24 protein-coding genes and 2 tRNA genes are annotated in these 25,027 nt (G+C 60.5%); 11 read left to right on the top strand and 15 right to left on the bottom strand.

Features of this window, described 5'->3' with window-relative positions; translation table 11 throughout:
- From AC3WS7_RS12200 to pip, 9 genes are all read right to left on the bottom strand, one after another.
- Positions 1-71: transfer RNA gene (locus tag AC3WS7_RS12200), tRNA-Glu, on the bottom strand.
- 32 nt (positions 72-103) lie between these two features.
- Positions 104-179: transfer RNA gene (locus AC3WS7_RS12195), tRNA-Ala, on the bottom strand.
- 75 nt (positions 180-254) lie between these two features.
- On the bottom strand, positions 255-1,655 hold the full coding sequence (gene gltX / locus AC3WS7_RS12190; RefSeq protein WP_296469180.1) for a glutamate--tRNA ligase: 1,401 nt from the start codon (positions 1,653-1,655) through the stop codon (positions 255-257).
- Between the two features lie 2 nt (positions 1,656-1,657).
- Positions 1,658-2,869, bottom strand: coding sequence for an O-succinylhomoserine sulfhydrylase (locus AC3WS7_RS12185; protein WP_492656526.1), 1,212 nt, complete (start codon positions 2,867-2,869; stop codon positions 1,658-1,660).
- A gap of 3 nt (positions 2,870-2,872) precedes the next feature.
- Complete coding sequence (gene purF, locus AC3WS7_RS12180; protein WP_296469176.1) at positions 2,873-4,375, bottom strand: amidophosphoribosyltransferase; 1,503 nt, start codon at positions 4,373-4,375, stop codon at positions 2,873-2,875.
- Between the two features lie 12 nt (positions 4,376-4,387).
- Positions 4,388-4,873 carry a CvpA family protein gene (locus tag AC3WS7_RS12175; RefSeq protein ID WP_492656525.1) on the bottom strand — a complete coding sequence of 162 codons (486 nt, stop codon included), beginning with the start codon at positions 4,871-4,873 and terminating at the stop codon, positions 4,388-4,390.
- Positions 4,874-4,886: 13 nt separating this feature from the next.
- Positions 4,887-5,690: an SPOR domain-containing protein gene (locus tag AC3WS7_RS12170; protein WP_492656524.1), complete on the bottom strand. Its 804-nt coding sequence runs from the start codon at positions 5,688-5,690 to the stop codon at positions 4,887-4,889.
- 15 nt (positions 5,691-5,705) lie between these two features.
- On the bottom strand, positions 5,706-7,046 hold the full coding sequence (gene folC, locus AC3WS7_RS12165; protein WP_492656523.1) for a bifunctional tetrahydrofolate synthase/dihydrofolate synthase: 1,341 nt from the start codon (positions 7,044-7,046) through the stop codon (positions 5,706-5,708).
- Positions 7,047-7,183: 137 nt separating this feature from the next.
- Entirely contained in the window at positions 7,184-8,116 is a 933-nt protein-coding gene (gene pip, locus AC3WS7_RS12160) for a prolyl aminopeptidase (RefSeq protein WP_492656548.1), read from the bottom strand.
- Between the two features lie 115 nt (positions 8,117-8,231).
- On the opposite strand from pip, the gene AC3WS7_RS12155 reads away from it, so the two are divergent.
- The 7 genes from AC3WS7_RS12155 to AC3WS7_RS12125 all read left to right on the top strand — a co-directional run bounded on the left by AC3WS7_RS12155 (position 8,232) and on the right by AC3WS7_RS12125 (position 17,766).
- Complete coding sequence (locus tag AC3WS7_RS12155) at positions 8,232-8,582, top strand: arsenate reductase (protein ID WP_492656522.1); 351 nt, start codon at positions 8,232-8,234, stop codon at positions 8,580-8,582.
- Between the two features lie 62 nt (positions 8,583-8,644).
- The gene (gene ppnP, locus AC3WS7_RS12150; RefSeq protein ID WP_296469165.1) at positions 8,645-8,971 is read left to right on the top strand and encodes a pyrimidine/purine nucleoside phosphorylase; all 327 of its coding nucleotides are present in this window, start codon (positions 8,645-8,647) and stop codon (positions 8,969-8,971) included.
- An 81-nt stretch (positions 8,972-9,052) separates the two neighbouring features.
- Entirely contained in the window at positions 9,053-10,384 is a 1,332-nt protein-coding gene (gene argG, locus AC3WS7_RS12145; RefSeq protein WP_492656521.1) for an argininosuccinate synthase, read from the top strand.
- A gap of 109 nt (positions 10,385-10,493) precedes the next feature.
- The gene (locus tag AC3WS7_RS12140; protein ID WP_492656520.1) at positions 10,494-13,307 is read left to right on the top strand and encodes a class I SAM-dependent DNA methyltransferase; all 2,814 of its coding nucleotides are present in this window, start codon (positions 10,494-10,496) and stop codon (positions 13,305-13,307) included.
- A complete protein-coding gene (locus AC3WS7_RS12135) occupies positions 13,304-14,398 on the top strand; it encodes a phospholipase D family protein (protein WP_492656519.1) in 1,095 nt (364 codons plus the stop codon). Before AC3WS7_RS12140 ends, AC3WS7_RS12135 begins: the two co-directional genes overlap by 4 nt.
- 70 nt (positions 14,399-14,468) lie before the next feature.
- The gene (locus tag AC3WS7_RS12130) at positions 14,469-16,589 is read left to right on the top strand and encodes a DEAD/DEAH box helicase (protein WP_492656518.1); all 2,121 of its coding nucleotides are present in this window, start codon (positions 14,469-14,471) and stop codon (positions 16,587-16,589) included.
- Positions 16,582-17,766: a GIY-YIG nuclease family protein gene (locus tag AC3WS7_RS12125; RefSeq protein WP_492656517.1), complete on the top strand. Its 1,185-nt coding sequence runs from the start codon at positions 16,582-16,584 to the stop codon at positions 17,764-17,766. Before AC3WS7_RS12130 ends, AC3WS7_RS12125 begins: the two co-directional genes overlap by 8 nt.
- A 29-nt stretch (positions 17,767-17,795) precedes the next feature.
- Here AC3WS7_RS12125 and AC3WS7_RS12120 read toward each other — a convergent pair whose 3' ends face one another.
- The 3 genes from AC3WS7_RS12120 to murB form a co-directional block, all read right to left on the bottom strand.
- Positions 17,796-17,939, bottom strand: coding sequence for a hypothetical protein (locus tag AC3WS7_RS12120; RefSeq protein ID WP_492656516.1), 144 nt, complete (start codon positions 17,937-17,939; stop codon positions 17,796-17,798).
- 161 nt (positions 17,940-18,100) lie between these two features.
- On the bottom strand, positions 18,101-19,030 hold the full coding sequence (locus AC3WS7_RS12115) for a complex I NDUFA9 subunit family protein (protein ID WP_492656515.1): 930 nt from the start codon (positions 19,028-19,030) through the stop codon (positions 18,101-18,103).
- Between the two features lie 61 nt (positions 19,031-19,091).
- On the bottom strand, positions 19,092-20,162 hold the full coding sequence (gene murB / locus AC3WS7_RS12110) for a UDP-N-acetylmuramate dehydrogenase (RefSeq protein ID WP_492656514.1): 1,071 nt from the start codon (positions 20,160-20,162) through the stop codon (positions 19,092-19,094).
- 118 nt (positions 20,163-20,280) lie between these two features.
- Here murB and AC3WS7_RS12105 point away from each other — a divergent pair, with 118 nt between their 5' ends.
- Genes AC3WS7_RS12105 through AC3WS7_RS12095 form a run of 3 tightly spaced genes read left to right on the top strand, consistent with a single transcriptional unit; the run spans position 20,281 to position 22,383 of the window.
- Positions 20,281-20,766 carry a YajQ family cyclic di-GMP-binding protein gene (locus AC3WS7_RS12105; RefSeq protein WP_296469153.1) on the top strand — a complete coding sequence of 162 codons (486 nt, stop codon included), beginning with the start codon at positions 20,281-20,283 and terminating at the stop codon, positions 20,764-20,766.
- A 4-nt stretch (positions 20,767-20,770) separates the two neighbouring features.
- A complete protein-coding gene (locus tag AC3WS7_RS12100) occupies positions 20,771-21,412 on the top strand; it encodes a retropepsin-like aspartic protease family protein (RefSeq protein ID WP_492656513.1) in 642 nt (213 codons plus the stop codon).
- Positions 21,412-22,383 carry an HD-GYP domain-containing protein gene (locus AC3WS7_RS12095; RefSeq protein WP_296469149.1) on the top strand — a complete coding sequence of 324 codons (972 nt, stop codon included), beginning with the start codon at positions 21,412-21,414 and terminating at the stop codon, positions 22,381-22,383. Before AC3WS7_RS12100 ends, AC3WS7_RS12095 begins: the two co-directional genes overlap by 1 nt.
- 19 nt (positions 22,384-22,402) lie before the next feature.
- Here AC3WS7_RS12095 and plsY read toward each other — a convergent pair whose 3' ends face one another.
- Positions 22,403-23,035, bottom strand: a complete 633-nt coding sequence (gene plsY / locus AC3WS7_RS12090; RefSeq protein WP_492656512.1) for a glycerol-3-phosphate 1-O-acyltransferase PlsY — start codon at positions 23,033-23,035, stop codon at positions 22,403-22,405.
- A gap of 14 nt (positions 23,036-23,049) precedes the next feature.
- A complete protein-coding gene (locus AC3WS7_RS12085) occupies positions 23,050-23,541 on the bottom strand; it encodes an aminoacyl-tRNA deacylase (RefSeq protein WP_492656511.1) in 492 nt (163 codons plus the stop codon).
- 79 nt (positions 23,542-23,620) lie between these two features.
- Here AC3WS7_RS12085 and AC3WS7_RS12080 point away from each other — a divergent pair, with 79 nt between their 5' ends.
- Entirely contained in the window at positions 23,621-23,851 is a 231-nt protein-coding gene (locus AC3WS7_RS12080; protein WP_296469144.1) for a hypothetical protein, read from the top strand.
- Positions 23,852-23,933: 82 nt separating this feature from the next.
- On the opposite strand, the gene AC3WS7_RS12075 is transcribed toward AC3WS7_RS12080, so the two are convergent.
- Positions 23,934-25,001 carry an aldo/keto reductase gene (locus AC3WS7_RS12075; RefSeq protein ID WP_492656510.1) on the bottom strand — a complete coding sequence of 356 codons (1,068 nt, stop codon included), beginning with the start codon at positions 24,999-25,001 and terminating at the stop codon, positions 23,934-23,936.
- Positions 25,002-25,027: the final 26 nt, after the last annotated feature.

Below are 25,027 nucleotides of genomic sequence, written 5' to 3'. Positions count from 1 at the left end.
ACCCTACGGGGATTCGAACCCCGGTACTCACCGTGAAAGGGTGATGTCCTAGGCCTCTAGACGATAGGGTCAAAACCTTGGAACTTATCCGTTACAGAAGAATTGGTGGAGGTAAGCGGGATCGAACCGCTGACCTCTTGCATGCCATGCAAGCGCTCTCCCAGCTGAGCTATACCCCCAATTTCCTTGACTGCAACACAAGCGTTACCTTGCTTTGCATTCAACTTCCGAGCCTCAAATTATATACAAGTTTTTCAGCCCCTGACAAGTCTTGCCATAACTTTTTCTCTTCCGCTCAATTCCAGCACCGCATCGAGCGACGGCGTCTGCGCCGTACCCATGACCAGCACGCGCACCGGCATGGCCAGTTGCGGCATCTTCAAGCCATGCGCTGCCAGTACTTCTTTGATCACGGCGGCAATGGACGCCTTGTCCCAGGCACAGGACGCCAGCTTGTCTGCCAGCGTTGCGATGGCCGGCTTCACTGCGTCGGTCACATGCTGGGCCAACTCAGCGGCATCGACTTGCACGTCTGCATAAAACTTTGCTGCCCATTGGGCCAGGGCCACGGTAGTGTCGCAGCGGTCCTTCAGCAAGGCGCACAGCTGGGGCAAGTGGTTTTCCACCGTCTCTGCGGGCAGCTCCACCCCCAACTTGGCCAGTTGCACGGCCACCAGCGCAGCCAAGCGTGCGTTGTCCGCCTGCTTGATGTAGTGCGCATTGACCCACAGCAGCTTGGCCGGGTCCCACTGCGCGGGGCTCTTGTTCAGGTGTGTGCCATCAAACCAGCCCACCAGTTGCTCACGCGTGAACAATTCTTCGTCGCCATGGCTCCAGCCCAGGCGGGCCAAGTAGTTGAGCATGGCCTCGGGCAGATAGCCACCCTCTTCGTAGGCGGTGACGCTAACCGCGCCGCGGCGCTTGGACAGCTTTTGTCCGTCGTCGCCCAGAATGACCGGGCAGTGGCCGAACTGCGGCAACGCTGCGCCCAGTGCGTGGAAGATGTTGATTTGCCAGGGCGTGTTGTTGATGTGCTCGTCGCCACGGAACACGTGGCTGATCTGCATGTCCCAATCGTCCACCACCACGGCAAAGTTGTAGGTGGGAATGCCATCCGTGCGCACGATGATGAGGTCATCGATCTCGCGGTTGCTGATGGTGATGGGGCCTTTGACCAGGTCGTTCCAGGTCACATCGCCGTCCGGTGGATTGCAAAAGCGCACCACGGGCTTCACGCCTTCGGGCACGGGCGGCAAGGTCTTGCCGGGCGCGGGGCGCCAGGTGCCGTCGTACAGTGCCTTCTCGCCACGCGCCTTTTTGGCTTCGCGCACGGCGTCCAGCTCTTCGGGAGTGCTGTAGCAGTAGTAGGCCTTGCCTTCTGCCATGAGTTGATCGACCACCGCCTTGTAGCGGTCCAGGCGCTGCATCTGGTACACCGGGCCTTCGTCGTATTCCAGCCCCAGCCATTGCATGGAAGCGAGGATTTGGTCCACCGAGTCCTGCGTGGAACGGGCCACATCGGTGTCCTCAATACGCAGCACAAACTCGCCACCAAAGTGACGGGCATACGCCCAGGAGTACAACGCGGTGCGGGCCGTGCCCAGGTGCAGAAAACCGGTGGGAGAAGGCGCGATGCGCGTACGAATTTTGCTCATGTTCAAAGGGTGTTCAGACCACGCGCCAGATCGGCGGTGATGTCATCAATATGTTCCAGGCCCACAGCCACGCGGATCAGGCCCTGGCCAATGCCAGCCAACTGGCGCTGCGCCTCGGACAGGCGGCCGTGCGAGGTGCTGGCGGGGTGGGCGGCCAAAGTTTTGGTGTCGCCAAGGTTGGTGCACAGCGACAGCACTTGCATGCTGTCCAGCACATGGAAAGCGTTCTTGCGTGCGGCATCCACATCGGGGGCCTTCACCTCAAACGACAACACCGCCCCACCGCTGCCCGACTGCTGGCGCATGGCCAGTTCGTGCTGGGCATGGCTGGGCAGGCCGGGGTAGAAAACGCGGGCGACCTGCGGCTGGGCTTGCAACCACTGCGCCACGGCCAGCGTACTGGCGGACTGGGCCTTGACACGTATGGCCAAGGTTTCCATGCCCTTGAGCAGCACCCACGCATTGAAGGGTGACAGCACCATACCGGCCGTGCGGATCACGGGCAGGAACAGTTCGTCGCGCTGCTTTTGCGTGCAGCAGATGGCACCCGCCATGACACGCCCCTGGCCGTCCAGGAACTTGGTGCCGGAGTGGATGATGAAGTCGGCCCCCATGAACACCGGCCGCTGCAACACGGGCGTTGCAAAGCAGTTGTCCACGGCCAGGAAGGCGCCCGCGTTGTGCGCGATATCGGCCAGCGCCCGGATGTCACACACCTCGGTCAACGGGTTGGTCGGTGTCTCGGCAAACAAGAGCCGGGTGTTGGGGCGCACGGCGGCCTTCCACGCAGCCACATCGGTCTGCGGCACGAACGTCGTCTCCACACCAAACTTCGCGAACTCGCGGCTGAACATGGGAATGACGGAGCCAAACACCGACTGCGAGCAAATCACGTGATCGCCTGCCTTGAGCAGGGCCATGCCCAGCAAGAGAATGGCAGACATGCCGGAGGACGTGGCCACGGCGGCCTCCGTGCCTTCCAGCGCGGCCAGGCGCATTTCCATGCTGCTTACCGTGGGGTTGCCCACACGCGAGTAGGTGAAGCCTTCTTCTTCCATGGCAAACCGTGCGGCGCTGGAGGCGGCGCTGGACTGCACGTAGCCGCTGGTGAGGTACAGGGCCTCGGAGTTCTCGCCATACTGGCTGCGCTCCAGGGCCGTGCGCACGGCCAAGGTGTCCAGGTGCAGGCCATCGGGTAACTGTTGTGCTGCCATGGTTCAGTCCGCGTGGTTGGGCAGGGCCAGGCGCGAGGTGTCTTCCAGGCTCTCTTCACCGCCCACCCGTTTTTCGTTCAGGCGCTCGATGTCATCGGACGAAATATCGCCGGTGACATAGATGCCGTCGAAGCAGGAGGCATCAAAGCCAGCCAGCTTGTTGCTCAGCGACCCAATGGCCTTCTTCATGCCGTCTACGTCCTGGTAAATCAGGGCGTCGCAGCCAATGATTTCGCGAATTTGCTCTACGGTGCGGTTGTGCGCCACCAGCTCGCTGCTGGTGGGCATGTCGATGCCGTAGACGTTGGGAAAACGCACGGGCGGCGCGGCACTGGCCAGGTAAACCTTGCGGGCACCGGCGTCACGCGCCATCTGCACAATTTCCTTGCTGGTAGTACCGCGCACGATGGAGTCGTCCACCAGCAGCACATTGCGGCCCTTGAATTCGCTGGCAATCACGTTGAGCTTTTGGCGCACCGACTTCTTGCGCACGCCCTGGCCGGGCATGATGAAGGTGCGGCCCACGTAGCGGTTTTTCACAAAGCCTTCGCGGTACGGCAGGCCCAGCAACTGCGCCAATTGCGCGGCACTGGGGCGGCTGGACTCGGGAATGGGAATGACCACATCGATCTCACTGGGCGGCACGGTGGAGATCACACGCTTGGCCAAGGTTTCACCCAGGTTCAGGCGGGCCTGGTAGACCGAGATGCCGTCCATGACCGAGTCCGGACGGGCGAGGTACACAAACTCAAAAATACAGGGCGAGAGCTGCGGGGCTTCTGCGCACTGCTGGGCATGCACATGGCCTTGCAGGTCGACGAACACCGCCTCGCCGGGGTCCACATTGCGTTCGAACTGGAAGCTGCTGCCTTCCAGGGTCACCGACTCGCTGGCCAGCATCACATTGCCGTCGCCGTTTTTGCCCATGCACAGGGGGCGAATGCCGTAGGGGTCGCGGAAAGCCAGCACACCGTGGCCGGCGATCAGCGCGATGACGGCATAGGAACCTTTGACGCGCTTGTGCACATTGCGCACTGCGGCAAAGATGTCCATGGGCTGCAGTGGCAGGCCCCGGGTGGTTTTTTCGATCTCGTGCGCCAGCACATTGAGCAGCACTTCGGAGTCGCTCTCGGTGTTGATGTGGCGGTGATCGGTGTTAAACAACTCTGCCTTCAGGGCATGGGCGTTGGTCAGGTTGCCGTTGTGCACCAGCACGATGCCAAAGGGCGCGTTCACATAGAAAGGCTGGGCCTCTTCTTCGCTGAAGGCGTTGCCCGCCGTGGGGTAACGCACCTGGCCCAGGCCGCAGTTGCCCAGCAAACTGCGCATATTGCGGGTGCGGAACACGTCCTTCACCATGCCCTTGGCTTTGTGCATGAAGAACTTGCGCTCTTGCTGGGTGACGATGCCAGCAGCATCCTGGCCGCGGTGCTGCAGGAGCAGCAAAGCGTCATAGATCAGTTGATTGACAGGTGCATTGCTAACGACGCCAACGATTCCACACATAGGGGTTCACTCTCAAGGTAAATACTTGCCAAATTCTTCGGGCAGCAGGGGCTTGACGCTGCTGAGCACCATGCCGGTCATGCGCGGCCCCATGGCGCTCTGCCACCAGTTTGCGGTGTGTACCGGGGTCATGCCGACGACCGCGGTGACCACCACAAGCAGCAACATGCCGCGCACCAGTCCAAATATGGCGCCCAACATCCGGTCCGCGGGGCTCATGCCTGCGGCTGCCACCAATTTTTTGACTACAAAGGCAATCAGCCCACCGGCAAACACCGTTGCCACAAAAACCAGCACAAAACCCCCGGCGTAACGCACCGCCTCGGCATCGCCGGTGATGGGAATCCACTGGGCGGCCTCCGGCGCCAACCATTGCGCCAGCACAAAGGCCACAGCCCAGCTCACGAGCGACAGCACCTCGTACACCAGCCCCCGCCAGGCGCCCAGCACCAAGGAAAACAGCAAGACGGCCAGAAAGATCCAATCCAAGGTGGGCATAGGCAGGATTCGTTCAGAGTTCCAGGATGGCGGCGGGCAGGTTCAGCTTCTTGAGCTTGTCCACGGCCTTTTCCGCCTCGGCCTTGCTGGCAAACGGTCCGATGCGTACCCGGGTGCGCTGGGCGTCTTTGGCGCCCACCACCTGGGTGTAGGTCTTGAAGCCGGCCTTCTCTACCTTCTGGCGCGCTTCGCGCAGCTTGGCAGCCTCCACATAGGCCCCCACTTGCACGACAAACCGGCCGGTAGCCGCATCGGGCTTCTTCTCGGCAGGCTTGTCCGCCACGGGTTTGCCATCCAGCAAGGCTTGGGCCTTGGCCGCCTCGCTGGGCTTGGCAACCGGCTTCTCTGCAAGCGCCGGCTTGGGCTCCGGTTTGACTTCAGGCTTGGCAGCCGGTTTGGCTACGGGCTTGGGCGCCGGCTTCGCCTCGGTGATGATGGTTTCGGGCTTGGCCTCGGCCTTGGGGGCGGGCTTTGCTTCGGGTTTTGGTTCTGGCTTGGCGGGTGCTGATGCCACCGGTGTGGCGCCGTCGATCACACCACCGCTGACCTGCGAGGGGGTCGCACTGCTGGCAGCCACCTGGGGGGCGCCCAAGGGTGCCACCTTGGCTTTGTCCGGAATCTCGATCGGAATGTCCACCGCAATCGGCCGTGGCTGGCTGTCAAACAGCAGCGGGAAGCCGATGACCCCCAGCAACACCAGCACGGCCGCGCCAATCAGGCGGTGCCGCGCGCGTTTGCGCATGACTTCCACGCTCTCGGGGGCACTGGATGGGGTGGGCTGCTCGTCGCCGCCTTTGCGAAACTTGAAAAAGGCCATGTGTGGGGTGACGGTTCAGGTAGCTTGGGGCTGGAGGTGTTTGGCGTGCAGCTTGGGGGTGCCCTCTTGCAGCACACCGCCCACGGTGTAGAACGATCCAAAGACGACGATTCTATCAGTGGGGTCTGCCGCGGCGATGGCGGCACGCAGGGCCTGCATGGGGTCGGCAAAGGCCTGGGCCGATGCGTCTTTGCGCGTGTTTTGCGCCTGCCATTGGGCCTGCAGGTCGGCGCCCGTGGCCGCCCGGGGCGAGGGCAAATCGGTGAAGTACCAGCGGTCCATCAGCGGCGCCACCTTGGCGAACATGGGCGCCAGATCCTTGTCGGCCATGGCGCCAAAAATGGCGTGGGTGGTGGGGTAAAAGCCCATCGCGTCCAGGTTAGCGGCCAGCGCGGCCACCGAATGCGGGTTGTGCGCCACATCCAGCACCAGCGTAGGCTGGCCCGGAATGATCTGGAAGCGCCCCGGCAACTCCACCAGCGCCAGACCCACGCGCACGGCCTGGGCCGTGACGGGCAACTGCTCGCGCAGCGCGGTGAGCGCGGCCAGCACGCCCGAGGCGTTGACCAACTGGTTAGCGCCCCGCAGCGCCGGGTAGGCCAGGCCGCTGTAACGCCGCCCGCGCCCGGCCCAGCCCCACTGCTGCTTGTCGCCCGACACATTGAAGTCCGTGCCCACGCGCCACAGGTCAGCGCCCACTTCCAGCGCGCGGTCCAGCACGCTTTGCGGTGGCACCGGGTCGCTCACGATCACCGGGCGGCCGGTGCGCATGATGCCGGCCTTCTCCAGGCCAATGGCCTCGCGGGTATCGCCCAGCAACTCCATGTGGTCCAGGTCGATGCTGGTGATGACGGCGCAGTCGGCGTCGATGAGGTTGACCGCGTCCAGCCGGCCACCCAGGCCGACTTCGAGAATCACCACGTCCAGCCCTTCACGCGACAAAGCCAGCAGGATGGCCAGGGTGGTGAATTCGAAGTAGGTGAGCGCAATTTCAGCGCCAATTTGGCCGTCATTTCCGGCTCTAGCCCGCTCCACCTCTGCGAGAGCAGCTACAAATTTGCTAGCATCCGCCGCTTCGCCTTTGAGCCGCATGCGCTCCTCAAAGTGCACCAGGTGGGGCGAGGTGTAGACGCCGGTCTTGTAACCCGCCTGGCCCAAAATGGATTCGAGCATGGCGCAGGTGGAGCCTTTGCCGTTGGTGCCCGCCACGGTGATGACCGGGCAAGTGAAGGAGAGATTCAGGCGCTGGGCGACGGCGCGTACGCGGTCCAGCCCCATTTCGATGCCGTTGATACCTTTGGGGTGCAGGCGCTCACAGTGGGCCAGCCATTCTTGTAGCGTGTTGGGTGTTTCCATACTCCGCCGATTGTCGCCGACCTGCTGTGCTGGGGCAGGCCGACTGGGTACTCCGCTCCGCTCGTGTCCCCCGCCCTTCGGGCTCCTCCTTTACCTCGCTGCGCAGAGCACCCAGCCGTCCCGCCCCAGCCCAGTGCTTACTTCGCAAACCGGTCCGTTGCCGCCAGCAGCACGCTCAAGATGCCGGGTTCGTTGAAGGCGTGGCCCGCGTCGTCCACCAGCGTGAAATCCGCCTCGGGCCAGGCCCGGTGCAGGTCCCAGGCGGTTTTGGCCGGGGTGGCCACGTCGTAGCGGCCCTGCACGATGACGCCGGGAATGCCCGCCAGCTTGTGCGCATCGCGGATCAGTTGCCCCTCTTCCAGCCAGCCGCCATGCACAAAGTAGTGGTTCTCGATGCGGGCAAACGCCAGCGCGTAGTCGTCACCCGCGTGCTTGGCCTTGTTGGCGGCATCGGGCAGCAGGCGGATGGTTTGGCCCTCCCACAGGCTCCAGGCCTTGGCGGCTTCCAGTTGGGCCACGGGGTCGGTGCCCACCAGGCGCTTGCGGTAGGCGGCGATCAGGTCGCCCCGTTCGGCTGGCGGAATGGGCGCCAGGTAGGCCTCCCACAGGTCGGGAAACATCCACGACGCGCCCTCCTGGTAGTACCAGAGCAGCTCGGCCCGGCGCACCGTGAAGATGCCACGCACGATGAGGGCCGACACCGCCTGCGGGTGCGTCTGCGCGTAGGCCAGGGCCAGCGTGCTGCCCCAGGAGCCACCAAACACCAGCCAGCGCTCCACGCCCAGCAGGGCACGCAGGCGTTCGATGTCGGCCACCAGGTGCCAGGTGGTGTTGGCCTCCAGGCTGGCGTGCGGGGTAGAACGGCCGCAGCCGCGCTGGTCGAACAGCAACACGCAGTAACGCTCGGGGTCAAACAGGCGGCGGTGGTCAGCCGAGCAGCCCGAGCCCGGCCCGCCATGCAAAAAGACGGCCGGCTGGCCCTGCGGGTTGCCACACAGCTCCCAGTACAGGGTGTGGCCCTCGCCGGTATCCAGCATGCCGGTCTTGAACGGCTCCAGGGGCGGGTACAGGGTGCGGGAAGTGCTGCTCATGGGGACTCTTTCACTATGAAATTGATAGCTGTTTGCGCATATTCTGCGGGCGCTGGATGCCATTTTGGTTCAAAGATTATGTCAAAATCAGCCCATGACCACCCTCTACGGCATCCCCAACTGCGACACCGTCAAAAAAGCCCGCGACTGGCTCACTGAACACGGTGTGGACTACACGTTTCACGACTTCAAAAAGCAAGGCGTACCCACCGCCCTGCTGCCCGGCTGGATTGAATCGGCCGGCCTGGACACCCTGATCAACCGCCGCGGCCCCACCTGGCGCAAGCTGGACGCGGCCACGCAAGCCAGCGTGGTGGACACCCCATCGGCCATGGCCGTGATGCAGGAACACAGCAGCGTCATCAAGCGGCCCGTGGTGGTGTGGGGCGACGGCGTGGTGACCGTGGGCTTTAGCGACGCGGCCTTTGCGGCCCGCCTCCCGTAAAATCGCAGGTTGCCCGGTGCCAAGCGCGCCGGGCCCCTATTTCCTTTCTATTACGCAGCACCATGACCACCACCCACTTCGACAACGTTTCCGTCACCACCAAAGCCAATGTGTACTTCGACGGCAAGTGCGTGAGCCACGGCTTCACCCAGGCTGACGGCACCAAGAAATCGGTCGGCGTGATCCTGCCCGCCACGCTGACTTTCAACACCGGCGCGCCCGAGATCATGGAATGCGTGGGCGGCAGCTGCGACTACAAGCTGGACGGCACCGACGCCTGGATCACCAGCGGCGAAGGCCAAAAGTTCAATGTGCCCGGCAACGCCAAGTTCCAGATCCGCGTGACCGAGGGCTTTGAGGCTTACCACTACATCTGCCACTTCGGTTGATCAGCGCTTGATCCACACGCTCAGCCACTCCTAAATTCATAGCTGCTTGCGCATATTCCACGCGGGCTAGAGGCACATTTCATGTCAAACACCATTCTGCAAAACATCCCCGTCGGCCAAAAGGTCGGCATCGCTTTCTCTGGCGGCCTGGACACCAGCGCGGCCCTGCTGTGGATGAAGCAAAAGGGCGCCCTGCCCTACGCCTACACCGCCAACCTGGGCCAGCCCGACGAGGCCGACTACGACGAAATCCCCCGCAAGGCCATGGAATACGGCGCCATCAAGGCCCGCTTGATCGACTGCCGCCCCCAGCTGGCTGCTGAAGGCATTGCCGCCCTGCAGGCCGGCGCCTTCCACATCACCACCGCCGGCGCCACCTACTTCAACACCACGCCGCTGGGCCGCGCTGTGACCGGCACCATGCTGGTGACCGCCATGCAGCAGGACGATGTGAACATCTGGGGCGACGGCTCCACCTTCAAGGGCAACGACATCGAGCGCTTCTACCGCTACGGCCTGTTGACCAACCCCTCGCTCAAAATCTACAAGCCTTGGCTGGACCAGCAGTTCATCGACGAACTGGGCGGCCGCTCCGAGATGAGCGCCTTCATCACCGCCAACGGCTTTGGCTACAAGATGAGCGCCGAGAAGGCCTACAGCACCGACAGCAACATGCTGGGCGCCACCCACGAAGCCAAAGACCTGGAGTTTTTGAACTCCGGCATCAAGATCGTCAACCCCATCATGGGCGTGCCCTTCTGGCGCGACGACTGCGTCGTGAAGGCCGAAGAAGTGAGCGTCACCTTTGAAGAAGGCCGCCCCGTCGCCCTGAACGGCCAGCGCTTTGACGACCTGGTGAGCCTGATCCTGAAGGCGAATGAGATCGGCGGCCGCCACGGCCTGGGCATGAGCGACCAGATCGAGAACCGCATCATCGAAGCCAAGAGCCGCGGCATCTACGAAGCCCCCGGCCTGGCGCTGCTGTTCATCGCCTACGAGCGCCTGGTCACCGGCATCCACAACGAAGACACCATCGAGCAATACCGCGACAACGGCCGCAAGCTCGGCCGCCTGCTGTACCAAGGCCGTTGGTTCGACAGCCAGGCCATCATGCTGCGCGAAACCGCCCAGCGCTGGGTCGCCAAGGCCATCACCGGCACCGTGACCCTGGAACTGCGCCGCGGTAACGACTACAGCCTGCTGAACACCGAGTCCCCCAACTTGACCTACGCGCCCGAGCGCCTGAGCATGGAAAAGGTGGAAGACGCGCCTTTCAGCCCGCTGGACCGCATCGGCCAACTGACCATGCGCAACCTGGACATCACCGACACACGCGCCAAACTGCAGGTCTATTCCAATGCCGGGCTGCTGGAGTTGGGCAAGGGGGATGATTTCTTGAAGTTGGGTAAGTAAGTCAATTTCAACCCAATAGTGAAGCCCGCGAAAGCGGGCTTTTTTATGGCCACAATAGTGCACCACGGGTCAGATATTCCCGAAAACACTCAGCAAAAGCGCCGCATCAATGAACGCCGTAGAAATCGAACAAGCCATATCAGAATTGGCTCTCCAATCTTTTGATGCGGCAGAGTTTCCGTACGCCTTTCTGGCGGCCTTCGGGAACAAGGAAACCACCCTTAAGCGCCTACGTAGTGGCAACAACAACGCCTCGGACCTGCCAGGTGGCGTACTGTTGCGCAACAACATACACATCGCCACTTGCGATGCTGGAAATGTCAGTGAGACCTTCTCAGCGCTTCTCGCCAGTACTGCCACCGCCAAGGGTAAAGCCAAGTTCGTCCTTGCAACCGATGGCCTGACGCTGGAAGCGCAGGAGCTGACCACCGACGAAACCATTGCCTGTGACTATTCCAATTTTCCAAATCATTTCGGGTTCCTCTTGCCGTTGGCAGGAATCTCCACCATCAAGGAGATCAAGGACAACCCCATCGATGTGCGGGCCACTGGACGCCTAAACAAGCTGTACGTCGAGTTGCTGCGCGAGAACCCCGACTGGGCCAAGGAAACCCGTCGCCACGACATGAACCACTTCATGGCACGGTTGGTATTCTGCTTTTTTGCTGAAGATACCGACATTTTCAACGGCGAAGGCCTGTTCACCCAGACGGTGGACCAAATGAGCGACCGCGACGGGAGCAACACCCACGAAGTACTTTCCGAAATCTTTCGCGCAATGAACGTGCCAACTAGGCACAACGGCATGCTGGACAACCGTCACCGCCTTGCCGCCAATCTGCGCCCCTGGTCCGATCAGTTTCCCTATGTCAACGGTGGCCTGTTCTCCGGCAGCACCGACGTGCCGCGCTTCACGCGAATGGCCCGCACATACCTATTGCATGCAGGCAGCTTGAAGTGGAGAGAGATCAACCCCGACATATTTGGCAGCATGATTCAAGCTGTGGCCGACGATGAAGAGCGTGGTGCCCTAGGCATGCACTACACCAGCATGCCAAATATCTTGAAGGTGCTAAATCCCCTGTTCCTGGATGACTTGCGCGCCGCTCTGGCCGAAGCGGGCGACAACGATCGCAAACTTCTTAACCTGCGCAAGCGCATGGCGCGTATCCGGGTCTTTGACCCAGCTTGCGGCTCCGGCAATTTCTTAGTCATTGCTTATAAGCAAATGCGCCATATCGAGGCAGAGATTAACGACCGCAGGGGCGAACAGCATTTGGACAGCGAAATTCCGTTGACCAACTTCCGAGGAATTGAACTGCGCGATTTCCCCGCAGAAATTGCACGCTTAGCGCTGATCATTGCTGAGTTTCAGTGCGACGTGCTGTATCGTGGACAGAAAAACGCACTAGCGGAATTCTTGCCGTTAGATGCACAGAACTGGATCGTCTGCGGTAACGCGCTGAGGCTGGATTGGCTGCAAATCTGTCCAGCCACGGGTACTGGCGTGAAACTATTAGCCGACGACTTATTCGAGACGCCGTTAGCGCAAGCGCAAATCGACTTCGAGAATGAAGGTGGCGAAACCTATATTTGCGGCAATCCACCTTATCTTGGGAACAAGCTGCAAACGCCTGAGCAAAAAGCTGACCTTGAAGGTATTTTTTCGGATCTAACTTCTAGCTGGAAGTCACTCGACTATGTTGCCGGTTGGTTCATGAAGGCTGCCAATTATGGGCAGCATACCCAAAGTACGACGGCGTTCGTAAGCACGAACTCCATCTGTCAAGGACAACAAGTTCCCATACTTTGGCCCCTGATTTTCGCAAAAAAACACGAGATAGCTTTTGCACACGCGTCGTTCAAGTGGACAAATCTTGCCAGTCATAACGCAGTCGTAACGGTTTCAATCATCGGTATTTCCACGAGTGCGGGCAGGGTGCGGAGACTTTTCTCCATTTCCGATGCAGGGGACCTTGTATCGAGAGAAGTGGAATTCATCAATGCCTATCTAGCACCAGGTGCGAATCTTGTTGTTGAGGCGGAAACTACACCGATTAATGGTCTTAATCAGATGATGTTCGGAAACATGCCCCGTGATGGTGGTCGTCTGCTAATGAATAACGACGAGCGCAGGGAGCTCATCGCGCAAGACCAAAGGGCCGAGAAGTACCTTAAGGACTTCGTGGGCTCAGAGGATGCGATTCATGGCGGCAGACGTGTATGCATTTGGGTGGGTGAAGAAGACTATAAAGCAGCATCTGAAATTCGTTTTTTGAATGCACGATTTCAGGAGGTTGCTGAGCAGCGGATTGGGATGAAGGCTGCATCAACCCAATCTTTTTCCAAGAAACCATATCGGTTTGTGCAAATTCAGGGGGTAGCAAAGTCACATTTGTTTCTCGTGCCTCGTCATTCCTCGGAATCTAGACCATATCTTCCAATTGCCGTTTTTAACAGCTCAACAATCGTTGCTGACAGTGCTTTCGCAATTTACGATGCTCCACTTTGGAACTTTGCGCTATTCAGTTCTCGCTTGCATCTTGTTTGGGTAGCGACTGTCTGCGGGAAAATAAAAACCGACTTCCGCTACTCAAATACATTGGGTTGGAACACCTTTCCTGTTCCACCTCTGACCGAGCAGAACAAAGCTGACTTAACCCACTGTGCCCAAGAAATCCTATTGGCGCGCGAGACGCACTTTCCCAAGACCATTGCCGACCTCTACGATCCCGAGTCCTTACCTGAAAACTTGCGTCGAGCACATGAGCACAATGACGAGGTTCTCGAACGTATCTACATTGGTCGCATATTTCGGAATGACACGGAACGCATAGAGAGACTGTTCGCCATGTACGCAAGCGGGAGGAAGAGCACCCCTCCCAACTCATCGCTACTTTCTACAAAACGGAAGCCTATATGAGCCAAATTGATTACATTGCTCAGCCCACGTCTAAAACTACCTTGGATGCACTGCAAACTATTTTGCAGAACAACGGCGTAGAACAACTCGACGTAGCGGCCGCATACATTACGGCAAGCGGTGCCCTCGATCTTGTCAAGCGGGCGACGGAAACAATGGGCGGTACTTGGGCAGGGATACCAAAAAGGTGGATCACTTCTTTCGACTACTGTCGGACCGATCCAGTGGCACTCGCTTATCTCTTATCCGTACCGAATTCGTCCATCCGTATATACGACGCGGAGTTTTGCCTACAGCACGGCGGCGCCCCAAAAGTGCCTTTTCATCCAAAGACCTTTCTAATACGCACCGATCTACGCGACTTTGCACTTGCTGGGTCAGGCAATATGTCTAGATCAGGTTTGTCACGAGGGGTCGAAGCTGGGCTTGTTGTTAGTGTCAATCGAATGCCTCCAACTGAAGCAACGGCTGCAACGGCTGTGCTAGCTATGCGCACCTGGTTTTTGAACACTTGGAACACGGCAACGCCTTTGACCAATCTGCTACTAGCGAACTATAGCCAGATCTATGAGCGCGACGAAAACTTGAAGTCGCCAACGCCAACTGAGGATGATGTTGCCAGCACCGACACAGGACGAGGAGCGTTGACAACCAGAGATCTGCAAAGACTCCGCGTGTGCAGGAATTTTTGGATTGATGCTGGGAACATTACTAAGAACAGGGGCCCGGACTTGCCTGGAAATCAACTAATGATGAAGCGCCTTTCCAGGGTTTTCTTTGGGTTTGGCCCAACCATTCTTCCAGAGAACACTCATATCGGAGATGTGGAGATTAGCTTTAATGGCGGCCCAAGCTTAGCTTTCTCTCTGACCTATAGCGACAACAAGATGGACAAACTAGTTTTACCCATACCGGGAAATGGAGGACCTCCCGCTTATGACAAAGAATACTTGCTATTTAGAAGATGCAAGCCAGGGAGCTTTGAGCTAACCATCGGGACTAAAGCAATGAAAAACCAGTGGCTTAAGAAGAGCACCGCCATAGACAGTGCCTTTCGCATGTCCAGTGGGCGCGAGTGGGGCGTATTTTGAAAGTGGCCTGTAAATCACAAGACTTCCGATCAGTACTGACTGCCGACAGAAACTTGGGAGAAAGAAATATATGAGCCGGCCAACGCAAAACCCAACCAACATTTACACGGTGCCATCGGTGTCCATCGCTACGGCTCGCACAGGCGCATCCAGTAAATCCAACGAATTAGGCATGCGCACAATGCAGGAGCGTGCCTATGCAAAACGGGGCGAGCAGTACCTGCTCATCAAGTCACCACCGGCGTCTGGCAAGTCCCGTGCGCTGATGTTTATCGCGTTGGACAAGCTGAATAACCAAGGCCTGCAACAGGCTATCGTAGTGGTACCGGAACGATCCATCGGCGGAAGCTTTGCCGACGAGCCACTCAGTCAGTTCGGTTTCTACTGGGACTGGCAGGTGGCCCCGCAATGGAACCTATGCAATGCCCCCGGTGTGGACGAAGCGCGCGTAGCCCAGTCCAAAGTGGGCGCGGTGCGGCAGTTCCTGGGCAGCAGCGACAAGGTGCTGGTCTGCACGCATGCCACCTTCCGCTTTGCAGTAGAAGAGTTGGGCGTTCAAGCCTTTGACAGCAGATTGATCGCTATCGACGAGTTTCACCATGTTTCCAGCAATCCGGACAACAAGCTTGGCAACCAACTGGGTGCCTTCATCGCCCGCGACAAGGTGCATCTGGTGGCCATGACGGGCTCATACTTCCGCGGCGACAGCGAGGCAGTGCTGGGGCCGGCGGATGAGGCGAAGTTCGAGACGGTCACCTACACCTACTACGAGCAGCTCAACGGCTACCAATGGCTCAAGTCACTTGACATCGGCTACTTCTTCTACACCGGCGCTTATGTCGGTGCCGTCGCCAAGGTGTTGGATCCGGCGCTGAAGACCATAGTCCATATCCCCAACGTCAATGCCCGCGAAAGCCTGAAGGACAAGCAGCGCGAGGTGGATGAGATCATGCACGGCCTGGGTGAATGGAAAGGCGTGGATCCTGCGACGGGCTTTCATCTGGTCCAAACCCCACAAGGTCGCGTTTTGAAGGTAGCAGACCTCGTTGACGACAGCGACGCAGCCAAGCGCTCCCGCGTGCTGGGTTCCTTGAAGGACCCCGCGCAGAAGGACAACCGCGACCACGTGGACATGATCATTGCACTGGGCATGGCAAAAGAGGGCTTTGACTGGATCTGGTGTGAACACGCCCTTACCATTGGATACCGCAGCAGCTTGACCGAGATCGTGCAGATCATCGGCCGCGCTACCCGTGACGCCAAAGGCAAGGAACGTTCGCGCTTCACCAACCTAATCGCCGAGCCTACGGCTGAGCAGTCGGCGGTAGCCGAAGCCGTAAACGACATGCTCAAGGCCATCTCCGCCAGTCTGTTGATGGAACAAGTGCTAGCGCCGCGCTATGAGTTCACACCCAAGGATGCGGGACCTCAGTTGGGCTTTGTGTATAACGGCGGCGAAGGCTACCAGGAAGGACGCACCAATGTCGGCGTGAATGAGGCCACTGGTCAGTACCACGTGGAGATCAACGGCCTGAAGAAACCAGAGACTGCCGAGGCGACCCGCATCTGCAAGGAAGACCTGAATGAGGTAGTCACCAGTTTCTTGCAGGACAAAACTGTCTTGGAACGAGGCCTGTTCGACAAGGAAAACACCTTGCCTGAAGAACTGACCCAGCTAAAGATGGGCAAGATTGTGCGAGAGCGCTACCCGGAATTGAGCGAGACAGACCACGAGGCCATTCGCCAGCACGCTATAGCCGCAATGAACATCACCCAACAAGCCAAACTGGCCTTGGCTCAGGCCGATGCGGAAGGAGGAAGTACAGCGCAAGGCAACACTGCCCTGTTGGACGGGGTGCGCAAGTTCGTCAACGTGAAAGACCTCGACATTGACCTGATCGACCGCATCAACCCGTTCGACGCCGCATATGCGGTACTGGCCAAGGCGATGGATGAAAAGTCGCTGCGTCAGGTGCAAGCCAGTATTGCGGCCAAGAAGGTCAGCATTTCGCGCGAAGACGCGGTTGACCTTGCGAACCGCGCGCGGGCCTTCAAGAAGGAGCGTGGTCGCTTGCCAGACATCAATTCCGCTGATGCGTGGGAGAAGCGCATGGCCGAAGGCGTTGTCGCATTTGCGCGCTACAAGACCCAGGAACTGGCCACCAAACAGAGTGAGGCAAGCAATGGCTGACATCGACGAAGACGAACTGCTTGCCGACCTTGGCATTGAGGTCACACCGCTCAAAGTGTCAAGCCGCACTCCGCGCGAGGAGCGCATCATTGCCGGCTTTGAAGACATCCTGCGTTTTCATCAGGCGCATGGTCGTGCGCCTTTGCACGGTGAAGACCGCGACATTTTCGAGCGCCTGTACGCCGTGCGCCTGGATCAACTGCGCAAACTTCCTGAAGCGCAAACCTTGTTAGCCGGGTTGGACACGCCCGGCCTTCTGGCCGGGGCAGTAACAGCGGCGATATCCGAAACTGGCGATTTGGACGAAGACGCCTTGATGTCCGACCTGGGTCTTGGTGGCGAACCGGCCGCCGAAGATGATATTACGGTGCTGCGCCATGTGCGCTCGGCCGCCCAAATTCGTGCGGCGGAGGAAATCGCTGACCGCACACCATGTGCAGATTTCGGCCGTTTCCAGCAATTATTTGAACAAGTGGAGCGGGAGCTGAAGGCGGGCACTCGACAAACTTTGCGCTTTGGACGCGATGCCAGCATCGTCGTCGGGGACTTCTTCATCTTAAGTGGGCAGTTGGCCTATGTTGCCGAAATGGGCGAGCAGTACCGCACACCCAACAAGGAAGCGAACGCCCGTTTGCGTGTGATTTTTTCTAACGGCACTGAAAGCGATTTACTACTTCGGTCTCTGCAACGTGCACTCTACAAAGATGAGACGGGGCGGCGTCTGACTAATCCGGAAATGGGACCACTGTTTGGCGATCAAGCGGAGGCAGATGATCTGGAAAGTGGAACGATCTATGTCCTGCGAAGCAAGTCCAGTCATCCTTACATCGCCGAGCATCGTGAATTGATTCACAAGATAGGTGTGACGGGTGGAAAGGTGGAAACGCGAATCTCAAATGCGATCAACGAATCCACTTATTTGCTGGCCGAAGTCGAGATTATTGCCATGTACAAGCTGCTCAATCTGAACCGTACAAAGCTTGAAGGGCTTTTCCACCGATTGTTCTCTTCCGCTCAGTTGGACCTAACTATTGCTGATCGATTTGGTCACCCCGTGAAACCCAAAGAATGGTTCTTGGTCCCACTGCACGTCATTGACGAAGCTGTACAAAGAATTCAAGACGGATCAATAACAAGTTTGCACTACGACGTTGCTACCGGCCGACTTGTTGCATAACGCGTTTGCCATCAGGGAGCGAGTGGCATCTAGCCTTGGCAGATCAATTCCCTGCAACGCCACAGCACTTCGCGCAGCCAGTCTTTTTGGCGGTGGTCCAGCATGTTGGACTTTTGCAGGTCTTCTAGCAGCGCCAGGCGCTTGGACTTGTCGTCGGCTGATTTGATCAGCATGCTCCCCTCCCCGTCTAATTTCTTCTAACTAGACTTTACCCGAGGCGGATGGCAACTTCCCAAGCATGGAGGCCGCTATTTTAGCCAAATTAACCTCTAGAGCCCGTGGAATATGCGCGAAAAGCTATCAAAACTATAGTAGTTTCAGCCCTCCCCTCGGGTCAGCTGCGGCGCAAATAACCTTGCGCAATAGGCTCTAGCGCAGCGGGGGTGATGCCCAGCGCCTCCAGCCCCGGGTGCTGGCCGGTGGCTACGTTAGGCGTACGCATGGAGTCCAGGTTATCGCGGCTCATCAGGGGTTCGCCGGGCAGGCATTCCATGGCCAGGGCCTGCAGGCGGCCCATCCATTGCGGCAGGCCCAGCACAGGGCGGCCGCGGCCTTCATTCACACCACTCAGCCGCCCGGCCAGCTGCACCAGCTGGCGCAGGGTGTAGACACCGGGGCCACAGGCCTCCACCACGCCGCCGGGCGCGCCGGGTGCCAAGCTGCGCACCACGGCGTTGGCCACGTCTTGCACCCACACGGGCTGGAACCGGGCATCGGCCCCAGCCAGTGGCACCACGGGGGCGACGGTCTGCAAGCGGGCAAACAGGTTCAAAAACTTGTCTTCGGCACCAAAGATGACGCTGGGGCGCAGCAGCGTGAGCTGCCACGGCGCGGACGCAGCGGCCTGCTGCAACGTGGCTTCGCCACGGCTTTTGCTGCGCAGGTATTCGGAGGGCGCGGCGTCGGGCTGCTGGGGGTCAGCACCCAACGCGCTCACGTGCACCAGCTGGCGCACCTGGGCGGCGCTGCAGGCTTGGGCCAGGCTCTGTGGCAGTGCCACGTGCACCGCGTTAAAGCGGGCGGCATTGCCATGCAACACGGCCACCAGGTTGACCACCGCCTGGTGGCCCTGCACGGCGCGCGCCAGGGCAGCGGGGTCGTGCGCATTGGTTTCCAGCACGGTGAGGCCGGGCAGGTGCAGGATGTGGCGGGCGTTGGCGCGCCTGCGAGTGGGCACGGTGACGTGCCAGCCGGCGCGCACCAGTTTTTCGCACACATGGGCACCCACAAAGCCGGTGCCGCCCAAAACCAGAATAGTGTTCATGCCCGCAATCTACCGCGTGGTGGCGCGGCCATGCGCTTGGGGGTCTTTGTGGGCGGGTGCCCTACACCACCACGGGCTCAGACTCCAGCCGGATGCCAAAGCGTTCGTACACGCTGGTCTGGATGGCTTTGGCCAGGGTCATCACCTCGCCGCCGGTGGCGCCGTTGCCGTCCACGCCCGCGCCGCGGTTCACCAGCACCAGGGCTTGTTTCTCGTACACGCCGGCCTGGCCCACGCTTTTGCCTTTCCAGCCGCAGGCGTCAATCAGCCAGCCCGCGGCCAGTTTGACCGAGCCGTCGTGCAGCGGGTAATGCACCACCTTGGGTTCGCGGGCAATGATGTCGGCGCATTGCTCGGGGGTGACGGTGGGGTTTTTGAAGAAGCTGCCCGCGTTGCCAATGACGTTGGGATCGGGCAGCTTGGCGCGGCGCACCTCGCACACCCAGTGGTAAATCTGGCGCGCCGTGGGCTGGGTGATGCCGGACTCGGCCATCTTGCGTTCCAGGTCGGCGTAGCCCAGCACCGGCTTCCAGGCCTTGGGCAGGGCAAAACGCACGCGCAGTATCAGCGCGCGGTCTTTCAGGCCCAGGGCCTGGTGGGTGTCGCCATCGGCTTTGCTGGCGTGTTTGAACACCGAATCGCGGTAGCCAAAGGCGCATTGGGCGGCGTTCAGGGTGAACACCTGGCCGTTGTGCAGGTCGATGGCGTCCAGCGATTCAAAGCGGTCTTGCAGCTCCACACCGTAGGCACCCACGTTTTGTACCGGCGCGGCGCCCACGGTGCCGGGAATCAGCGCCATGTTTTCCAGGCCGGGGTAACCTTGGTCCAGCGTCCAGGTCACAAAGTCGTGCCAGGCCTCACCGGCGCCGGCTTCCACCACCCAGTGTTTCTCGGTCTCGGCCACCAGGCGGCGGCCGGGCACCTCCACCTTCAGCACCAGGGGTTTCACGTCCCCGGTCAGCACAATATTGCTGCCGCCCCCCAGCACAAAGGTGGGAGACGCCGCCCAGGCGGGGTCGGCCAGCAGGGCTCGCACATCGGCCTCGCTGGTGATGCGCGCCAGGGCGTGGGCCTTGGCCACGATGCGAAAGGTGTTGAAGGCCTGCAGGGGAACATTTTTCTCGACTAACATGGCAAGATTGTCGCACCGGGGCCTCAGCGCGCCGGGCAGGCCCACGGCGCGGGCCACCTTGGTTTGTTGCGCACCCCGGGGCCGTGCAGGGGTGCTTTCTCTCTAGTGAACACAAAAAATGCCTTCTTTTGATACCGTCTGCGAAGCCAACCTGGTCAAGGTGAAAAACGGGGTGGAAAACACCGTCAAGGAAATCACCACCCGTTTCGACTTCAAGGGCACATCCGCCAAGATCGAGATCAAGGACAAGGAAATCACCCTGATTGGGGATGCCGAGTTCCAGCTCGACCAGATTGAAGATGTGTTGCGTAACAAGCTCACCAAGCAGGAAGTGGATGTGCGCTTTCTGGACCGCGGCGATGTGCAGAAGATGGGGGGCGACAAGGTCAAAGTCGTCATCAAGGTGCGCAATGGCATTGAGGCCGAGCTGGCCAAGAAAATCCAGCGCCTGATGAAGGACAGCAAACTCAAGGTGCAGGCCGCCATCCAGGAAGAAAAAGTGCGCATCACCGGCGCCAAGCGTGACGACCTGCAGGCCGCCATGGCGCTGATCCGCAAAGATGTGACCGACATCCCCCTGAGCTTCGACAACTTCCGCGACTAAGCCTATGAAAAACTTGTTCCTGGCTGCCACCCTGCTGTTTGCCGCCCCGGTGTGGGCGCAATCGGTTGCGATCAACGGTACGCTGGGCAACAAGGCACTGCTGATTGTGGACGGCGGTTTCCCCAAGGCGGTGGCCGTGGGGGAGGTGCACAAGGGCATCAAGGTAGTGGCCATCCAGGGGGAACAAATCACCCTGGAGATGGGTGGCAAGCGCGTGTCCATGCGGGTGGGCGATGCCCCGGCCAGCGTGGGCAGTGGCGCGGGTGAGCAGCTCAGCGGCAACCGCGTGGTGCTGGCCGCTGGCCCCGGTGGCCACTTTTTGACGGACGGGCAGATCAATGGCCGCATTGTGCAGTTCATGGTGGACACCGGCGCCACCACGGTTGCCATGAGTGTGGCCGACGCCAAACGCATTGGGCTCAACTACCAAAACGGGCAACCCGTGCAGATGAACACGGCCAACGGCGTCACCCAGGGCTGGCGCGTAACCCTCAACACCGTGCGAGTCGGCGATGTGATGGTGAGTGGTGTGGAGGCCGTGGTGTCACCCGGCGGCATGCCCTATGTGTTGCTGGGCAACAGCTTTTTGAGCCGCTTCCAGATGACACGCAATAACGACCAGATGGTGTTGGAGCGGCGTTTCTGATGTCAAAACCCCTGGACGTGCGCGACGAAAACGCCTACGAGGACCTGCTGGGCCAATGGTCGGACCTGGAAAGCGGTCTGGGCATCATTCTGAGCAGCCCGGCCAGCGCGCAGCAGTTTTCGCACCGCGTGCTGCAGTACGACCGCTGGATGCAGGGCCTGCTGCAGCGCGACCCCGATGTGGGCCTGTACCTGCTGTTCCAGCTGGCCAGCAACTCGCCCGTAGGCTACAGCGCCTCGCACGCGCTGGTGTGCGCCGTGTTGTGCCATTTGGTAGCCACCGAGCTGCACCTGCCGCAAAAAGAACGCAACAGCCTGGTGCACGCCGCACTCACCATGAATATCGCCATGACGGCGCTGCAGGATGAGCTGGCCGACCAGGCCGAAAAACCCACGCCTGCGCAGCAAGACGCCATCCGCGCCCACGCCATCAAGGGCGCCATGATGCTGGCCAACCTGGGCGTGGCGGACGACGACTGGCTGGACGTGGTGTCCAGCCACCACGACGATGCTGTGGACAAGGATGACATGCGCACGGCCGCCCCCTCGGTGCGGCTGGCGCGTATTCTGAAAGTGGTGGACCGTTATGCGGCCATGATCAGCCCGCGCAAATCACGTTCGGGCCGCAGCGCCATTGAATCGGCACGCTCGGTCATGACACGGGCCAGCAGCTCGGTGGATGCCATTGGCCAGGCCCTAGTGCGTGCGGTGGGCCTGTGCCCGCCCGGCACCTATGTGCGCCTGGACAACGATGAACTGGGCGTGGTGGTACGCCGCAGCGCCAAGAGCAACCAGCCCTTTGTGGTGGTGGTGGGCAAGCCCGGCGGCGAGCTGGAGAACCACCCGCGCCTGCACAGCACGGCCGAGGCCTACCCGCGCATCCGCTCAGCCCTGCCCTCGTCTGCGGTGCGGGCACCGCTCAACCATTTCTACATTCTGCAGCTGGGCAGCCACGCGCAGGCCATGGCCTAGGCCACGGCAGCAGCCAGGTTCACGACTTTTTCTGGCCCAGCTTGGACTCTTTGCCTTGCACCAGGCGGGAGATGTTTTCGGCATGGCGCCAGATCAGCAGCAGCGACATGGCGGCAATGGACAGCAACACACTCTTGTCCATGGCCCAGGCCACCTGGTTGCCAAACACGTAGTAGGCCGGCGCAAACAGCGCCGCCACCAGCGACGCCAGCGATGAGTAGCGAAAGAAGTAGGCAATGATGAGCCAGGTCAACCCCACGGCCAGCCCCAGCCAGCCGCTCACGCCCACCAGCACGCCCAGCGCCGTGGCCACACCCTTGCCGCCCACAAACTTGAAGAACACCGGGAACAGATGGCCCAGAAACGCGGCCAGCCCCACCAGCGCTACGGTGCCCTCGCCCAGGCCGTAGGGTGCGCCCCACCATTGCACCGCCACCACCGGCAACCAGCCCTTGAGGGCGTCCAGCAGCAAGGTCACCACGGCTGCGGCCTTGGAGCCTGAGCGCAATACATTGGTGGCGCCGGGGTTTTTGCTGCCGTAGGTGCGCGGGTCGTTCAGACCCATCACGCGGCTCACGATCACGGCAAACGAGAGGGAGCCAATCAGGTAGGCGACCACAGTGGCCAGGGCGGGGTAAAGCACAAAATTCACAACAGGATCTCCAATCACTCTTCCAGCGCGCACTGTACAGGCTTGGCGCCCAGCAATTGCACACACACCTGGGGATCTATCCCTACCAGGTAGCCGCGCCGCCCGCCATTGATGCAGATGCGTGGCAAATCCAGAATGGTGGACTCGATGTAAATCGGCATGGCCTTGCGTGTGCCAAAGGGCGAGGTGCCGCCCACCAGGTAACCGCTGTGGCGGTTGGCCACCTCGGGCGCGCAGGGCTCCACCGACTTGGCGCCAATCTGGCGCGCCAGGTTTTTGGTGGACACCTTGCGGTTGCCATGCATCAGCACCACCAGCGGCTTGGCATCCTGGTCCTGCATGATCAGTGTTTTGACCACGGTGAACGGGTCAAAGCCCAGCACCGCGGCGCTGTGCTGCGCGCCGCCATGCTCCAGGTATTCGTAGGGATGTTCGGTAAACGTCACCTTGCTGGCCTTGAGCAGCTGGGTGGCAGGGGTTTCAGAGACGTGGTCTTTTTTGGCCATAGGTACGTATTTTCCGCGACTTGCCCAATCGTCCCCTGGCTCCTAATATGGGGCAAAACAACACATGGAGCGGGCAGCTATGGCACAACTCACCTGGAATGACACGCCCATGGCGTGCACCGCCTTGCTGGACGATGTGCCCGTCTGTACGCTGAAAATCAAAGACATCGGCGGCGTGGCCGCCAGCTGGCAAGACGACCACCTGTGGCCACCACCGGCCCACATGCCCAAAGCCCCCGCCCAGCCCACCCGCTTTTTTGCCGACTTGGCCGAAGCCAAGGCTGCCGTCGAAAAAACACTGGCGGGCTAGGTTTCGCGGTCCGGGCGTTGCAAGACGAAGCACGCCTATCGGCGCAGCGCCCTGCCTTGCGGCAGAGCGCACGGGCTTGGCCTCACACCGCTGGGTCGCGAATCTCCCAGCGCACTTCGTCAATTTTCTTGAGCAGTTCTTCGGGCAGCACGGTGCCCCAGGCGTCGATGTTCTGGTCCAGTTGCTCCAGGGTGCGCACGCCGATGATGGTGCTGGCGACTTGCCACTTGGTGTAGCAGAAGGCCAGCGCCATCTGGCTGGGCGTGAAGCCGTATTCGCGGGCCAGGGCGTTGTACTTGCGGGCGGCTTTCAGGGCGTCGGGGCGGCCCCAGCGCTGCTTGCGGGTGGACTCGAACTTGCGCAGGCGCCACTCTTGCGACACGGTCTCGCCCAGCAGGCCTTCTTCGTCGTACTTGCCGGTCAGCAAACCAAACGCCAGCGGCGAATACGGCAACAGCGAGACGCCCAGGCGGTGCATGGTTTCGTCCAGGCCGTTTTCTGCGGTGCGGGCCAACAGGCCGTAGTTGTTTTGCACGGTGGCAATACGCGGCAGGCCGTGCTGCTCGGCCAGGCGCACAAACTCGTGCACGCCATACGAGGTTTCATTCGACAGGCCAATGGCGCGCACCTTGCCGGCCTTGACCAGCGTGTCCATGGCGCGCAGCTGCTCTTCGATGGCGCTGCCGCCCACGTTTTCATTGGCGGGGTTGTAGTACATGCCGCCGAACATGGGCACGTGGCGCACCGGCCAGTGGATCTGGTAGAGATCGATGACCTCGATATTCATGCGCTTCAAGCTGCCATCCGCCGCGGCCACGATGTCTTCGGCGGTCAGGTTGCTGCTGCCGTTGCGCACCCAGGGCATGCCGCGCGAGGGGCCGGCCACCTTGGTCGCGATCACCAGCTTCTCCCGCGCACCGGGGTTGGCCTTGATCCAGTTGCCGATGATTTTTTCGGTCAGGTTGAAGGTCTCGGCCCGCGGGGGCACGGAGTACATCTCGGCCGTGTCGATGAAGTTCACGCCGCGCTCCAGCGAGCGGCTCAGGATAGCGTGGGAGGTGGGTTCGTCCACCTGCTCACCAAAGGTCATGGTGCCCAGGCAGATGGGGGTGACGTGCAGGTCGCTGCGGCCGAGTTGGATGGTTTTCATTGCAAAGCAGAGTGTAAAAAATGCGA

Source organism: Rhodoferax sp. EU05-FHT12H12 (assembly GCF_058791215.1).
Note: the sequence above shows the minus strand (reverse complement) of the source record. Positions and strands in the feature narration are given on the sequence as shown.